General features: G+C 41.1%; 15 protein-coding genes. 14 read left to right on the top strand and 1 reads right to left on the bottom strand.

Going from position 1 to position 15,239, the window contains the following annotated elements:
* Positions 1-83 precede the first annotated feature (83 nt).
* The 9 genes from PGR14_RS12010 to tuf all read left to right on the top strand — a co-directional run bounded on the left by PGR14_RS12010 (position 84) and on the right by tuf (position 10,735).
* Complete coding sequence (locus tag PGR14_RS12010; RefSeq protein ID WP_178413867.1) at positions 84-1,010, top strand: ABC transporter permease; 927 nt, start codon at positions 84-86, stop codon at positions 1,008-1,010.
* Between the two features lie 10 nt (positions 1,011-1,020).
* Entirely contained in the window at positions 1,021-1,944 is a 924-nt protein-coding gene (locus tag PGR14_RS12005) for an ABC transporter permease (protein ID WP_008373509.1), read from the top strand.
* Positions 1,945-1,959: 15 nt separating this feature from the next.
* The gene (locus PGR14_RS12000; protein ID WP_270223476.1) at positions 1,960-2,982 is read left to right on the top strand and encodes an ABC transporter ATP-binding protein; all 1,023 of its coding nucleotides are present in this window, start codon (positions 1,960-1,962) and stop codon (positions 2,980-2,982) included.
* 1 nt (position 2,983) lies between these two features.
* Positions 2,984-3,958, top strand: coding sequence for an ABC transporter ATP-binding protein (locus PGR14_RS11995; RefSeq protein ID WP_008373513.1), 975 nt, complete (start codon positions 2,984-2,986; stop codon positions 3,956-3,958).
* A 273-nt stretch (positions 3,959-4,231) separates the two neighbouring features.
* A complete protein-coding gene (locus tag PGR14_RS11990) occupies positions 4,232-6,004 on the top strand; it encodes an LCP family protein (RefSeq protein WP_270223475.1) in 1,773 nt (590 codons plus the stop codon).
* 178 nt (positions 6,005-6,182) lie between these two features.
* Positions 6,183-6,605, top strand: coding sequence for a 30S ribosomal protein S12 (rpsL, locus tag PGR14_RS11985; RefSeq protein ID WP_008373516.1), 423 nt, complete (start codon positions 6,183-6,185; stop codon positions 6,603-6,605).
* Positions 6,606-6,816: 211 nt separating this feature from the next.
* On the top strand, positions 6,817-7,287 hold the full coding sequence (rpsG, locus tag PGR14_RS11980) for a 30S ribosomal protein S7 (protein WP_207642082.1): 471 nt from the start codon (positions 6,817-6,819) through the stop codon (positions 7,285-7,287).
* A gap of 18 nt (positions 7,288-7,305) precedes the next feature.
* Positions 7,306-9,423 carry an elongation factor G gene (gene fusA, locus PGR14_RS11975; protein ID WP_044999122.1) on the top strand — a complete coding sequence of 706 codons (2,118 nt, stop codon included), beginning with the start codon at positions 7,306-7,308 and terminating at the stop codon, positions 9,421-9,423.
* A gap of 118 nt (positions 9,424-9,541) precedes the next feature.
* On the top strand, positions 9,542-10,735 hold the full coding sequence (gene tuf / locus PGR14_RS11970) for an elongation factor Tu (protein ID WP_044999124.1): 1,194 nt from the start codon (positions 9,542-9,544) through the stop codon (positions 10,733-10,735).
* 258 nt (positions 10,736-10,993) lie between these two features.
* Here tuf and PGR14_RS11965 read toward each other — a convergent pair whose 3' ends face one another.
* Positions 10,994-11,476 carry a helix-turn-helix domain-containing protein gene (locus tag PGR14_RS11965; protein ID WP_015541737.1) on the bottom strand — a complete coding sequence of 161 codons (483 nt, stop codon included), beginning with the start codon at positions 11,474-11,476 and terminating at the stop codon, positions 10,994-10,996.
* Positions 11,477-11,708: 232 nt separating this feature from the next.
* Between PGR14_RS11965 and PGR14_RS11960 the strand changes: the two genes are divergently transcribed.
* The 5 genes from PGR14_RS11960 (at position 11,709) to PGR14_RS11940 (ending at position 14,955) form a co-directional block, all read left to right on the top strand.
* A complete protein-coding gene (locus PGR14_RS11960) occupies positions 11,709-11,903 on the top strand; it encodes a DNA-binding protein (RefSeq protein ID WP_270223474.1) in 195 nt (64 codons plus the stop codon).
* An 11-nt stretch (positions 11,904-11,914) separates the two neighbouring features.
* A complete protein-coding gene (locus PGR14_RS11955; RefSeq protein WP_270223473.1) occupies positions 11,915-13,000 on the top strand; it encodes a site-specific integrase in 1,086 nt (361 codons plus the stop codon).
* 169 nt (positions 13,001-13,169) lie between these two features.
* Positions 13,170-14,246: an AAA family ATPase gene (locus PGR14_RS11950; protein ID WP_270223472.1), complete on the top strand. Its 1,077-nt coding sequence runs from the start codon at positions 13,170-13,172 to the stop codon at positions 14,244-14,246.
* Between the two features lie 67 nt (positions 14,247-14,313).
* Positions 14,314-14,553 carry a complexin-2 gene (locus PGR14_RS11945; RefSeq protein WP_270223471.1) on the top strand — a complete coding sequence of 80 codons (240 nt, stop codon included), beginning with the start codon at positions 14,314-14,316 and terminating at the stop codon, positions 14,551-14,553.
* A gap of 174 nt (positions 14,554-14,727) precedes the next feature.
* Positions 14,728-14,955 (top strand): DUF5348 domain-containing protein, encoded by a 228-nt coding sequence (locus tag PGR14_RS11940; RefSeq protein WP_055258605.1) that lies wholly within the window; start codon positions 14,728-14,730, stop codon positions 14,953-14,955.
* The last annotated feature ends 284 nt before the right edge of the window (positions 14,956-15,239 follow it).

The following is a 15,239-nucleotide window of genomic DNA, read 5'->3' as shown; positions in this document are numbered from 1 at the left end:
TAGATTTGGTATGTATCAGCCAATAGAAAGTATGTGAAATAATCAAAGCTATCAAATAAAGAAAAATGAAGGGAGACAAAAGAATGGCAAAATATATAGCTAAACGAGTTGCATTAGCCATCGTAACACTTTTGGTACTTACAAGTGTTGTATTCGTCCTGGTTCGTCTGATGCCGGGAGATCCGTTCTCAAGTGACAAGATGACACCGGAGATCAAAGCGAATCTGGAAGCTTACTATGGTTTGGATAAACCGCTTGCAGAGCAGTATATAACTTATATGAAGAATGTGCTTCATGGTGATCTGGGGTATTCTATGAAGTATGAAAGTCAGACAGTTAACCGTATTATTGCTGACTCATTCCCATACTCAGCAGACCTGGGAGTCCGTTCACTGTGCTTTGCACTGTTCTTCGGACTGATCCTTGGAATTGTAGCAGCACTGAATCGAGGAAAGAAACTGGACTTTGTCTGTATTTTGATTGCGATCATTGGTACATCGATTCCTGACTTCATCATGGGATCTGTACTTCAGTATTTCTTCGGAATCAAATGGCAGATTCTTCCGGTTGCGCAGTACACAAGCTTTAAGCACACAATTTTACCGTCAATCGCGGTTGGATTCTATACACTGGCATCCATTTCCCGTCTGATGCGTTCCAGTATGCTGGAAGTTGTATCTTCAGATTATACAAAGACAGCACGTGCGAAAGGTTTATCGGATTTCCGAATTACAGTTAAACATCAGATCCGTAATGCGATCACACCGATCATTACCATTATGGGACCGACAGTTGCATCTGTATTAACAGGAACATTCGTAATCGAAGCCCTTTTCGCAATCCCTGGAATGGGAAAACATTATGTAGACAGTATTAACATGGCAGATTATACACTGGTTCTTGGTATGACGATCTTCTACGGAGCATTCCTGATCGTGTCAATCCTGATTGTAGATATCTTATACGGTATTGTAGATCCGAGAATCCGTCTGAGTGGTAAAAAAAGGTAGGTGACGAGAAATGGCAGAAATTACAAAAGAACAGTTTAAAGTTGTAGGAAAAAATACAAAGACAATGGAGTCTATTTCCCGTCCGAATATTGGTTACTGGCAGGATGCATGGAGACGAATCCGCAAGAATAAGATTGCATTCTTCTCATTGTGCCTGATTGGACTTTATGTACTTATGGCGATCTTTGTTCCAATGTTCAGCAAATATGACATTGCAACACAGAGTGTGGCAGAGATGAACCAGAGTTTTTCAAAAGCACATTGGTTTGGAACAGACTCTCTTGGACGTGATCTCTGGGTTCGTGCATGGTCTGGTGCGAGAGTATCTCTGACAATTGGTTTTGCAGCCAGCATCATCAATGCAATCGTTGGATCTATCATGGGTGGTATCTCAGGATTCTACGGTGGCAAGATCGATATGGTTATCCAGCGTGTCGTTGACGTATTATACGGAATCCCAAGTCTGATCGTTACCATTCTTCTTATGGTAGTTGTTGGTAACGGTGTACACTGTTTGATTCTTGCTATGTGTTGCGTCGGATGGATCGGTGGATGTCGTTTCGTTCGTGGTGAAGTATTAAAACTGAGAGAATCTGATTTCGTATCTGCAGCCAAGATCCTTGGTGTGCCGGATATCGTAATCATTGTAAAACATATTTTACCGAATATCATGGGACTTATCATTACAAACCTGACAATGGCTATTCCGGGAGCTATTTTCCAGGAGGCATTCCTGAGCTATATCGGTCTGGGTATCAAACCACCGAACTGCAGCTGGGGTGTACTTGCAAAAGACGGAATCGCACAGCTGAGAATTCATCCGTACCAGGTATTTGTACCGGCATTCCTGATTTGTACAACAATGCTTGCGCTGAATCTTCTTGGTGATGGACTTCGTGATGCATTTGACCCGAAACTTAGAGGAACCGAGTAGGAAGGAGTATAGAAGATGGAAAATTTATTGGAAGTAAAAAATCTGCAATTCTCTTTCCGTACATACGGTGGAGTTGTAAAAGCTGTTCGTGATGTCAGCTTTGAAGTCCGTCCGGGAGAAATTCTTGGTATAGTTGGAGAATCCGGATGTGGAAAGAGTGTTACCTCTCAGTGCCTGATGAGACTGAATCCGGAACCGCCTGGATTCTTTGAAGGCGGAGAGATTCTTTATAAAGGAAAAGATGTTCTGAAAATGAACAAAAAAGAACTTCGTCAGTTCCGTGGAAAAGAGATCAGTTATATTTTTCAGGATCCTATGACCTCATTGAACCCGACAATGCGTATCGGAAAACAGATTGAGGAAGTATTCGTCGGAAGAAAAGGTATGAATGCAGCTGAGAAAAAAGCAAAAGCACTTGAAATCCTTAAAATGGTAGGTATCTCTGATGGAGAACGCCGTTACAAACAGTATCCACATGAACTTTCAGGTGGTATGAAACAGCGTGTTATGATCGCGATCGCTCTGGTAGGAAGCCCGAGCATCGTTATTGCCGATGAGCCGACTACTTCTTTGGATGTTACAATTGAAGCGCAGATTCTTGATGTACTGAAAAATCTTCAGAAAACACTTGGGACATCTATTATCCTGATTACACATGACCTTGGTGTTATCGCAAAGCTTTGCGACCGTGTACTGGTTATGTATGGAGGAAAGATCGTAGAACGTGGATCTGTAGATGAGATTTTCTATGATACAGCACATCCTTACACAAAAGGACTTATGCATTCAATTGCCAAACTGGATACAGCAAAAGGCCACAAATTGCAGCCAATCGAAGGAACCCCTCCGGATCTGTTTGCACCTCCGAAAGGATGTCCGTTCGCAGCAAGATGTGAATACTGCATGGAAATCTGTAAAGATATGCCGCCACAGACTTATGAGCTTTCAAAAGAACATGAAACCTGTTGCTGGCTGCAGCATGAATATGCACCGGATACAGACATGAGAAGAAAAGTAACTGAGAAAGGAGAGGTGTAAAATGGAAAATACAGAAAAAAAACAGCCTCTCGTACAGGTGAAAAACTTATGTAAATATTTTGAAATCAGCCGTAAAGAAACCTTAAAAGCGGTTGATGATCTTACATTTGATATTTATAAAGGCGAGACAGTCAGCCTGGTAGGTGAGTCCGGCTGTGGTAAATCTACAACAGGACGTACCATGATCAAGTTATACAATCCGACTTCGGGAAATGTATATTATGATGGAAAAGATATTTTCAAATACAATCATGCAGAGCAGAAAGAATTCTGTAAGAAGGTACAGATGATTTTCCAGAACCCGTATTCATCACTGAACCCACGTATGACTGTTAAGGATATCGTTGGAGAAGGTCTGAAACAGCATGGAATGTCAACAAAGGATGCAGATGCAAAAGTAGAGCAGCTGCTTGCTACAGTTGGCCTTAATAAAGATCATATGTCACGTTTCCCACACGAATTCTCAGGTGGACAGAGACAGCGTATCGGTATCGCACGTGCTCTTTCTGTTGATCCGGAATTCATCATCTGTGATGAGCCGATTTCAGCTCTTGATGTGTCTATCCAGGCACAGGTTATCAATATGCTGAAAGAACTGCAGGAAGAAAGAGGACTGACTTACCTGTTTATCGCGCATGACCTTAGTGTCGTAAAATATATTTCTGACCGTGTAGTTGTTATGTACCTCGGAACAATGGTCGAGACTGCTGAGACAGATGAACTTTATGCTCATCCGATGCATCCATATACACAGGCACTGCTTTCTGCAATCCCGGAAGCAGATCCGAATAAAGCAAAAGCGAACCAGCGTATTCCGATCAAGGGTGAGATCCCAAGCCCGATCAATCCGAAGAACTGCTGTCGTTTCGCTGAGAGATGTCAGCATGCGACAGAACGCTGCTTTAAGGAAATGCCGCAGATGAAAGAGATTGCTCCTGGACATAAGGTGGCATGCCATCTTGTAGAAGATAAATAAAAAGTAGTAATATAATAAAGAAGGCGAAGGACTTAAGAAGAGTTCTTCGTTTTCTTTTTGTTTTATGAGAAATTCCGATGGAACTTTCTGTGAAAAAACACTATATGCCTTGGCGGATTAAAAAATTTCCAGAAAAATTGTGCAGAATCACAAAATACGGATTGACACGAAAACATTGACAATATAAGGTAAAAACGATATTATATAGAGATGTAATTGTAATTAAAGCGTCATATCGTGTAATAGTTATGTAACAAATGAAAGTGAGTGTATATGGAACAGAGAAAATCAGCAAGGAGAAGATCGTCTGATGGAACTTCTAATAGAAATATGCGAAGTATCAATAACAGCAGAGAAGTAAGCAGACGGGCTAAGGGGAAGAACCGGTATGCTTATGAAGAAGACCGAAGATCTGCCCGATATTATGATGATGAGGAAGATTACTACAGAGAACGACCGAAAAAGAAATCATCTTCGAATGATAAGAAGAAAAGAAGACCGGAAGAAGACTATCAGAATATAAGAAAGATGTCTGACCCGGAGAATAATAAGAATCGTAAAAATAAACGGCGCAGAGGAAGAAAGAAAAATCGGGTAAGCAGAACGATTGGAATTATACTTGCAATTATCCAGTTTATCCTGTCTGTAGTACTTGCAGTGAATGTGATGCTGTTCAATGTACTTACTTCTACTTATTTCCTGGTACTGATCGGAGTGCTGCTGATCCTGCTTGGAATTACCTTGCTGACACAGATAGCGGCAAAAGGAAAAGGAATTGGCGGAAAGATATTCTGTATACTGATCTGCATCATTCTGGGAGTGGGTTCTTTCTATATAGGAAAAGTAAATAATGCATTCCAGAAGATTACCGGAAGCAATAAGAAAACAAGTTCCATGGTAGTTGCGGTAAAGGCGGATGATAATGCAGATACTTTATCAGCAGCAGCCGAATATACATTTGGTGTTCAGTATGCGACTGGTGGAGACCAGACGAAGTCGGCAGTCAAACAGATTGAAAAGGAACTGGGACAGAACATTACTCTTCAGGAATACAGTAATCTGGGAGAAGAAGCACAGGCATTATATGACGGAGAAGTAGATGCGATTATCTACAACTCAGCTTACAGTAATATTATCAAGGAACAGTATTCAACCTTTACAAAGGATACAAAGGTTATTTATAAGCACAATATTGTTGTTGAAATTGAAAGCGATACATCTGATGAAAGCGTTACAAAGCCATTTGCGGTTTATTTGAGTGGTATTGATACAAATGGTGATATCACAGAACAGGGACGAAGCGATGTCAATATCGTAGCGGTTGTCAATCCGACGAGCCATCAGGTATTACTGATTACGACCCCTAGAGATTATTATGTACCAATCCCGGGAGTATCCGGAGGACAGGACGACAAACTGACACATGCAGGAATCTATGGTGTGGATGTGTCTATGCAGACGCTGGAAGAACTTTATGATACAGATATCGAATTTTTCGGAAGAGTTAATTTTACATCTATGACCAGTGTGGTTGATGCACTTGGCGGACTGGATGTTGAATCAGATCTCGAATTTGATACAGGATGGGAGTCGGGTGCAGAGATTCATGTAAATGAAGGAATGAATCATTTTGATGGTATTAGTGCACTTGCTTTTTGCCGTGAACGTCAGGCACTGCCAGACGGGGACAACGGAAGAGGAGTCCATCAGCAGGCAGTTATCACTGCAATCATTAAAAAGATGATGTCACCGGCAATGCTCCGTGGGGCAAGCGATATTATTGAAAGCGTCAGCGATGGTGTGGATACGAACTTTACTTCCAGCCAGATCCAGTCGCTGATCAAGACTCAGCTCAGAACCAATGCAAAATGGAATATTTATTCCGTGGCAGCGGATGGAACCGGGGGAACAGATATCTGCTATTCTTCAGGAGATGAAGAGCTTTATGTAACGTATCCGGATGAAAATTCAGTGGCTGAGATCATTGGATTGATCAAAAAAGTAAAAAACGGAGAAATAATCGAAGGATCCGTAAGTACAGAATAAAAATGAAGAAAAAGTCAAGGTATGATTTGGAAAATATTTTTCAGAATACCTTGACTTTTTTTTTGCGATATACTACAATAAACAAGCGTGCGAAAAACGATGCACTGTTTTTCTGCGCATTTTAAACAGAACTTGTTTAAAATCGTAACCAATTATTACTTCATAGGAGGTGAAAGAGATGCCAACATTTAACCAGTTAGTAAGAAAAGGTCGTCAGACAGCTGTAAAGAAATCTACTGCACCGGCTCTCCAGAAAGGATACAATTCTTTGAAGAAAAGAGCTACAGACACATCTGCACCACAGAAGAGAGGTGTGTGTACAGCAGTTAAGACAGCTACACCGAAGAAACCGAACTCAGCTCTTAGAAAGATCGCCAGAGTACGTCTTTCAAACGGAATCGAAGTAACAAGCTACATCCCAGGAGAAGGTCACAACCTTCAGGAACATAGCGTTGTTCTTATCCGTGGAGGAAGAGTAAAGGACCTTCCGGGTACAAGATACCATATCGTTCGTGGAACACTTGATACAGCAGGTGTTGCAAAGAGACGTCAGGCTCGTTCTAAATACGGAGCAAAGAGACCAAAAGACGCAAAGAAATAAGCACTTGATTTTAGTGTAAAACGAAACTAAATCGTATCACAAACAGAACTATGAGAATAGTTGGTTGCGGGTTTAATTCAGATATCGCCTGCCACGTGGCAGGCATCGGAGATTGTCCCGCCAACGATACACATAGAAAGACACATGTGAGTACCGATGAATTATTCACGCAAAGCAAAGCTTTGCCAATATGTATAAGGAGGGAAGAACCGTGGCACGTAAAGGACATACTCAGAAAAGAGACGTATTAGCGGATCCGTTATACAACAACAAGGTAGTTACAAAGCTTATCAACAACATCATGCTTGACGGTAAGAAAGGTGTAGCTCAGAAAATTGTATACGGAGCATTTGACAAAGTCGCAGAGAAAGCTGAAAAACCAGCTATCGAAGTATTTGAAGAAGCAATGAACAACATCATGCCTGTACTTGAAGTAAAGGCAAGACGTATCGGTGGAGCTACTTATCAGGTACCGATCGAGGTAAGAGCAGACAGAAGACAGGCTCTTGCACTTCGCTGGCTTACACTGTACTCTCGTAACAGAGGCGAGAAGACAATGGAAGAAAGACTTGCAAATGAAATTCTTGATGCGGCTAACAACACTGGCGCATCTGTAAAGAAGAAAGAAGACATGCACAAGATGGCAGAAGCAAACAAAGCATTTGCTCACTATCGTTTCTAATTATAGGAGGAAAAAATCTTGGCTGGAAGAGAATATCCATTAGAGAGAACCAGAAATATCGGTATTATGGCGCATATTGATGCTGGTAAGACCACTCTTACAGAGCGTATCTTATACTATACCGGTGTTAACTATAAGATTGGTGATACTCATGAAGGAACTGCTACCATGGACTGGATGGAACAGGAGCAGGAAAGAGGTATCACGATCACTTCAGCAGCTACAACATGTCATTGGACACTTGAAGATCATACAAAACCGAAAAAAGGTGCTCTTGAGCATCGTATCAATATCATTGATACTCCGGGACACGTTGACTTCACTGTAGAGGTTGAACGTTCACTTCGTGTACTGGATGGTGCTGTAGGTGTATTCTGTGCTAAGGGTGGTGTTGAGCCTCAGTCAGAAAACGTATGGCGTCAGGCAGACACATACAACGTACCAAGAATGGCCTTCATTAACAAGATGGACATCTTAGGTGCAAACTTCTACAACGCTGTAGAACAGATTAAGACAAGATTGGGTAAGAACGCTATCGTTCTTCAGTTACCAATCGGTAAAGAAGATGATTTCAAGGGAATCATCGACCTTATGGAAATGGAAGCTTACATCTACAATGATGACAAGGGTGATGACATCACAGTATGTGAAATCCCGGATGACATGAAAGAAGATGCTGAGCTTTACCATACAGAACTGGTTGAAAAGATCTGTGAATTGGATGACGAACTTATGATGATGTATCTTGAGGACGAAATCCCGACAGTAGATCAGCTCAAAGCAGTTCTTAGAAAAGCTACTTGTGAATGTACAGCAGTACCGGTTTGCTGTGGATCTGCTTACAGAAACAAGGGTGTTCAGAAGCTTCTGGATGCAATCGTTGAATATATGCCGGCTCCGACAGACATCCCGCCAATCCAGGGTGTTGACGAAGATGGTAATGAAGTAGTAAGACATTCTTCAGATGAAGAACCTTTCTCAGCACTTGCATTCAAGATCATGACAGACCCGTTCGTAGGTAAGCTTGCATACTTCCGTGTATATTCAGGAACTATGAATTCAGGTTCTTATGTATTGAACGCTACAAAGAATAAAAAAGAACGTGTTGGACGTATCCTTCAGATGCATGCTAACAAGAGAATGGAATTGGATAAAGTATATTCAGGAGATATCGCAGCAGCGATCGGATTCAAGTTCACAACTACAGGTGATACAATCTGTGATGAACAGCATCCGGTAATCCTTGAATCTATGGAATTCCCAGAACCAGTTATCGAGCTCGCTATCGAGCCTAAGACAAAAGCTTCTCAGGGTAAACTTGGTGAATCTCTTGCAAAACTTGCAGAAGAAGACCCGACATTCCGTGCTCATACTGATCAGGAAACAGGTCAGACAATCATCGCCGGAATGGGAGAACTTCATCTTGAAATCATCGTAGACAGACTTCTTCGTGAATTCAAGGTAGAAGCTAACGTAGGTGCTCCGCAGGTTGCATACAAAGAGTCCTTCACAAAAGCAGTTGATGTTGACAGCAAGTATGCTAAACAGTCAGGTGGACGTGGACAGTACGGACACTGTAAAGTTAAATTTGAACCAATGGATGTCAATGGTGAAGAAACATACAAATTCGATTCTACTGTTGTCGGTGGTGCAATTCCGAAGGAATACATTCCGGCTGTAGGCGAAGGTATTGAAGAAGCCATGAAAGCTGGTATTCTTGGTGGATTCCCTGTAGTAGGTATTCATGCAACCGTATATGATGGTTCTTACCATGAAGTCGATTCTTCAGAAATGGCATTCCACATTGCAGGTTCTCTTGCATTCAAAGATGCTATGAAGAAATCTGACCCGGTACTCCTTGAGCCTATTATGAAAGTTGAAGTTACTATGCCGGAAGAGTACATGGGAGATGTTATCGGTGATATCAACTCTCGTCGTGGACGTATCGAAGGTATGGATGACCTCGGCGGTGGAAAGATCGTTAGAGGATATGTTCCGCTTTCAGAAATGTTCGGATACTCTACAGACCTTCGTTCCAGAACTCAGGGACGTGGAAACTACTCAATGTTCTTCGAAAAATATGAGCCAGTTCCGAAGTCTGTTCAGGAAAAGATTTTATCTAACAAAAACGCATAAAAAATACGAAAAAGGCTTGAAAAACTGTACTTTATGAAATATAATCAGTATTAGCCGAGTTAAAACATCGTAAACTAAAATGCCCTATTGGGTGGTATATTTAAGGAGGATATTCAAAATGGCTAAAGCTAAATTTGAAAGAACAAAACCGCATTGTAATATCGGTACTATCGGTCACGTTGACCATGGTAAAACAACTCTTACAGCTGCTATCACAAAGACACTTGCAGCAAGAGTACCAGGAAACACAGCAGAGAACTTTGAAGATATCGATAAAGCTCCAGAAGAGAGAGAACGTGGTATCACAATTTCTACAGCTCACGTTGAGTACCAGACAGAGAAACGTCACTACGCTCACGTAGACTGCCCAGGACATGCTGACTACGTTAAGAACATGATCACAGGTGCTGCTCAGATGGATGGTGCTATCCTTGTTGTAGCTGCTACTGATGGTGTTATGGCTCAGACAAGAGAGCACATCCTGCTTTCTCGTCAGGTAGGTGTTCCTTACATCGTTGTATTCATGAACAAATGTGATATGGTTGACGATGACGAACTTCTTGAATTAGTAGAAATGGAAATCCGTGAACTCCTTGACGAGTATGAATTCCCAGGAGATGACACTCCGATCATCCAGGGATCAGCTCTTAAAGCTCTTGAAGATCCGAACGGACCATGGGGAGACAAGATCATGGAACTTATGGATGCAGTTGATTCATACATTCCGGATCCAGAACGTGATACAGACAAACCATTCCTTATGCCTGTAGAAGACGTATTCTCTATCACAGGACGTGGTACAGTTGCTACTGGTAGAGTAGAACGTGGTGTACTTCACGTATCTGATGAAGTAGAAATCGTTGGTATTAAAGAAGAAACACGTAAAGTAGTTGTAACAGGTGTTGAAATGTTCCGTAAACTTCTTGATGAAGCTCAGGCTGGTGACAACATCGGTGCTCTTCTTCGTGGTGTTCAGAGAGACGAAATCGAAAGAGGACAGGTTCTTTGTAAACCAGGTTCAGTAACTTGCCACCACAAGTTTACTGCACAGGTATACGTTCTTACAAAAGATGAAGGTGGACGTCATACTCCATTCTTCAACAACTACAGACCACAGTTCTACTTCCGTACAACAGACGTAACAGGTGTTTGCGAACTTCCAGAAGGAACAGAAATGTGCATGCCTGGTGATAACGTAGAAATGACAATCGAACTGATCCATCCAGTAGCTATGGAACAGGGACTTCGTTTCGCTATCCGTGAAGGTGGACGTACTGTAGGATCAGGACGTGTTGCTACAATCATCGAGTAATCACTGACTAATATATATTGAGTACCGCAAGGTACATTGTGTCCAAACGTAAGATACCCCGGAACCGCAAGGTTTCCGGGGTTTTTCTGTACTCTAAGAAAAGAATTATTCGTAAATTTATCAGGTTAGTAATAGTGAAACACTTATCAGCAAGATGAAATACAGATAAATTTATAATTGAAAAATAAGACCAGCGGTGCCAAAACGGTGCCAAAAAGAAATTCCTGCGAATGTTTGCTATTCACAGGGGTAATTTTTTTACCAGCCTTTGATCTGTTTGATCTGTTCAGCACGTTCCGGATCACGATGATATTGCAGTTTCAAACGGATAGTTTCCACAACTTCCTGTCTGGCTTCATCATCAAGCTGATAGAACGATGTAAGCAGATTATCTACATCAGGCATACTGTTCTTACCGAAAAGATACATCAACGGGTACATGGAATTTTTTAAGTAAGTCTTTACACGGCTTGCATCTAATGCTCCATTTAAACCGTCTGGAAGTGTAGGATAAATCTCTTCTTCCTTAATTGTGCCAGAAAATGGACTGGCAGAACATATCTCATTCACATCAATTTGTAATTCATTCGCAAGTCTTAATGCAAAATCAAATCGAATATTGGAATCTTTCTGAATAATAGAATATAAGGTTGTGGCACTGATTCCGGTTGCCTTTGCAATTTTGCGGACATTTGTGCCTTTTTCATCAAGATATTTCTTTAAATTTTTACCGTCACCCATAGAATCCTCCTTTTTCATATATTAGAAAATTACGAAAAACATAAATCTATAAAATATCATAGCACAGACGTGGTATAAAATAAAGAAAAAATTATGTACGAAGTTCGTAAAAATATGTTTACGAAATATTGACAACAATTGAAATACATGATATTATCAATTTACGAAAATCGTACAGACATGGAAATACAGTGAACGTATTCTATATCTGGAGAGGAAAGGAGGAGGCAATATGGCAAGTTACAATTATATGATGAGTGCTGATGAAGTGGCACAGGAATTAAACTGCTCAAAGTCTCATGCCTATAAACTGGTGAAAGCTATGAATAAAGAACTATCTGCACAGGGATATATTACGATGGCTGGAAGAATACCAAAGGCGTTTTGGGCAAAAAAGATGTATGGCTATGAAATAGTAGGAAATTAGGGAGGATCAATATGGCTTACAGAGAAAAAGACACAAAAAAATGGACAGCCCAGTGGTTTGAGACAAATGTTATGGGTGAGAAGAAAAAACGCAGAAAGCGTGGATTTGAAACAAAGCGAGAAGCATTGGAGTTTGAACGAAGCAAAAAGTTGAGCAATGAGCGAAGTATGGATATGAAGCTGAGCGATTTTATTGAGATTTATTTTTCAGACAAACAGAATGAACTGAAAGATCGAACAATCAAAAATAAAAGATATATGATGCAACAGCATATAGTTCCATATTTTGGAAATCAGATGATGAGTGAGATCAAGGCTTCGCAGATTATTCAATGGCAGAATGAAATTCAGAAAAAAGGATATTCAGATTCTTATCTGAGAATGATTCAGAACCAGTTGACCAGTCTGTTTACACATGCAGCTAAAATCTATGATTTGCCGGTTAATCCATGCAAGAAAGTGAAACGAATGGGAAATTCGGATTCGAGAAGTTTGAACTTCTGGACACTGGACGAGTACAAACAGTTTATACAGACAATGGAGCCGGGAGCAAGATATTATCTTATGTTTGAGATGCTGTTCTGGACTGGATGCAGGATTGGGGAGCTGCTTGCGCTTACAAAGGCTGACATCAATTTTGAAAAGAATCAGCTTAGTATCAATAAGACTTATTACCGGACAGGAATGCAGGATATTATTACAGAACCGAAAACAAAACAGTCTTTTCGGACAATCGAAATTCCGGAATTTTTGAAAGAGGAAATTAAGGAATTTGTAGATGGCCATTACGGAATGCCGGATACCGAAAGATTATTTCCGGTTGTTCAGGAAGCGGTACAGCATAAGATGAAACGGCAGATTGAGCTGGCAGGAGTGAAGAAAATTCGAGTGCATGATCTCAGGCATAGCCATGTGGCTTATCTCATTGAGAAAGGTGTAGAACCGTTACTGATCCGGGACAGATTAGGTCATAAAGATATTCGTATCACATTGAACATCTATGGACATCTTTATCCAAATCAGCAGAGGAAGATTGCAAATCTGTTGGATAATGAAAATGTAGTTACCGGATTGGGAGAAGAAAGAGATGAATGTTGAAAAGGCAAAAGAAAAAGCCCAGATAAATAATCTGAGCAAGTTCTCTGATAATCAGATTAACTGATATACCATCTTGGCAGATTCAGTATATCACGAATCGAGAAATACGACAATTCCCGAATATCTGTTCATCAGAGACTTGCCCGGAAGGGCAGGAGGAGATGATGGAATGAATATGAATGAAAAAAACAAAATTAAGAATTGCAGAATAGAACCAAAACTGAAACTGATCAATATGGATTCAGTAGAGGTGGAACAGGTAGAATGGCTACTTTATCCGTTTATTCCTTATGGAAAAGTGACCATTATACAGGGAGATCCAGGAGAAGGAAAGACAACAATGGTACTTCAGATTATTGCAAAACTGACCAGAGGAGAGCCGATTCTTCCTGTTACTGATACAACAAAAGAAAAACGAAGTGATGAAGTCGGTAGTGAGAATGAAGATCTAGATGCCAAAGATAATATTCAGGAACAGTCTTCTATGTCACCTGTAAATGTGATTTATCAGACAGCGGAAGATGGTCTAGGAGATACTATCAAACCCAGATTACTTGCTGCAGGTGCAGATTGTTCGAGGGTGCTGGTGATTGATGACAGTGACCAGCCACTGACAATGGCAGATGCCAGATTAGAAGAAGCAATCGTGCAGACAAAAGCCAAAATGGTTGTTCTTGATCCGATTCAGGGATTCCTGGGAGCAGAGGTAGACATGCACAGGGCAAATGAGATCAGGCCATTGATGAAGCGTGTCGCAGTGCTGGCAGAAAAATATTACTGTGCAGTCATTTTAATCGGTCATATGAACAAAAACAGTAACGGCAAATCTTCTTATCGAGGACTTGGCTCCATTGATTTTCAGGCTGCTGCAAGAAGTGTCCTGATTGTCGGGCGAGTGAAAGATGAACCAGAAGTAAGAGTGGTATGTCATACGAAGAGTTCTCTTGCACCGGAAGGAACGTCCATTGCATTCAGACTGGATAAGAATAATGGCTTTGAATGGATTGGAGAATATGATATCAGTGCCGATGAACTTCTTAATGGAGACGGCAGAGGGCAGAAAAGTCGGAAAGCAAAAGAATTTCTCCTTGAAATACTGGCAAATGGAGGAATGACTCAAAAGAAAATTGCAGAAGAAGCCGAAACCAGAGGAATAAAAAGTAAAACGTTATGGAATGCCAAACGGGAACTTGAAATTGATTCTGTAAAACGTGGAAAGCAATGGTATTGGATGCTGCCAGAATAAAAATGGAAGATGGCAAGATTACCATTTCTTAAGAAGAGGGAATCTTGCCACCTTGAAAGGAGAACAGATGCAAAATAAAAATATACAGATTCCATACGAGTTATTTTTTCAACTCCTGCAATATTTTTTGATGGATAACTACGATGGCGAAGAAATAATCCGGTTGGGATTGGAGAAAAAACTGGATGCAATGGTGAATCGTGAAGTATACAGCAAATCCAAAACAGCACCAACGGAAGAAGAAAGGGAAAAGTTCCGGCAGGAATATCTGGACAGACGGGGAATACCGGAGAACTTTCGATGGTAAAGGTTCTTTCTGACTACTTTATTACAGGAGCGTGTCACGCACCTGTAGATAGCAGACAAGTAGAAAGCTGGTAAGATGTAGCCGGGAGTTTGTTGGTGGAGAAGAGAATTTTCAAAAGGGAGCCCTGATTCAGGGCGTCCCTGCGGAAACGCTAAATGAAAGGAGAATGGCATAATGCGAGAAGGAAGATTAGGATATAACAGTTATAACAAAAGATATGGATTATTATCATCAGACTTATGGATTGATACAGGATTTCACTGTGGAGAATGCCTGGAAGTGTTGCTTGATGATGAATGGGTTCAGACTAGAATGGAAATGAATCCTGCAAGAGAATGGTATCTTGTAGGAACACCGTATTGTGGTGATCTGGAATATATCCGGGCAAGGATACCGGGATAATTCAGCCATACAAGTAACGCAGGAGTGAACCGACCAACGGGAGGAATAGCCCCCGGTAGGGCGCAAGGGTGACTTTTGATGGACGGTACGCTGTCGAAAGTGCTTTTGCGTTACTTTTGACAAAAGTAACAAAACCGCCGTATCCGGCGAAGATTCCTTTTTATGCTATTGCTGACAAATATACAAATTTATTTGCCATATCTGGCACAGGTTTTAGAAAGCGAGGTGAGGAACATGACGATGAAACGAACAATCAGCGGTATGATCGGAGCCGGTTCACTGGC

This window comes from Coprococcus sp. AF99-45, assembly GCF_027663865.1.
GTDB lineage: Bacteria > Bacillota > Clostridia > Lachnospirales > Lachnospiraceae > Allocoprococcus > Allocoprococcus comes.
The sequence above is the reverse complement of the archived record's forward strand: the minus strand, read 5'-3'. Positions and strand labels throughout refer to the sequence as shown.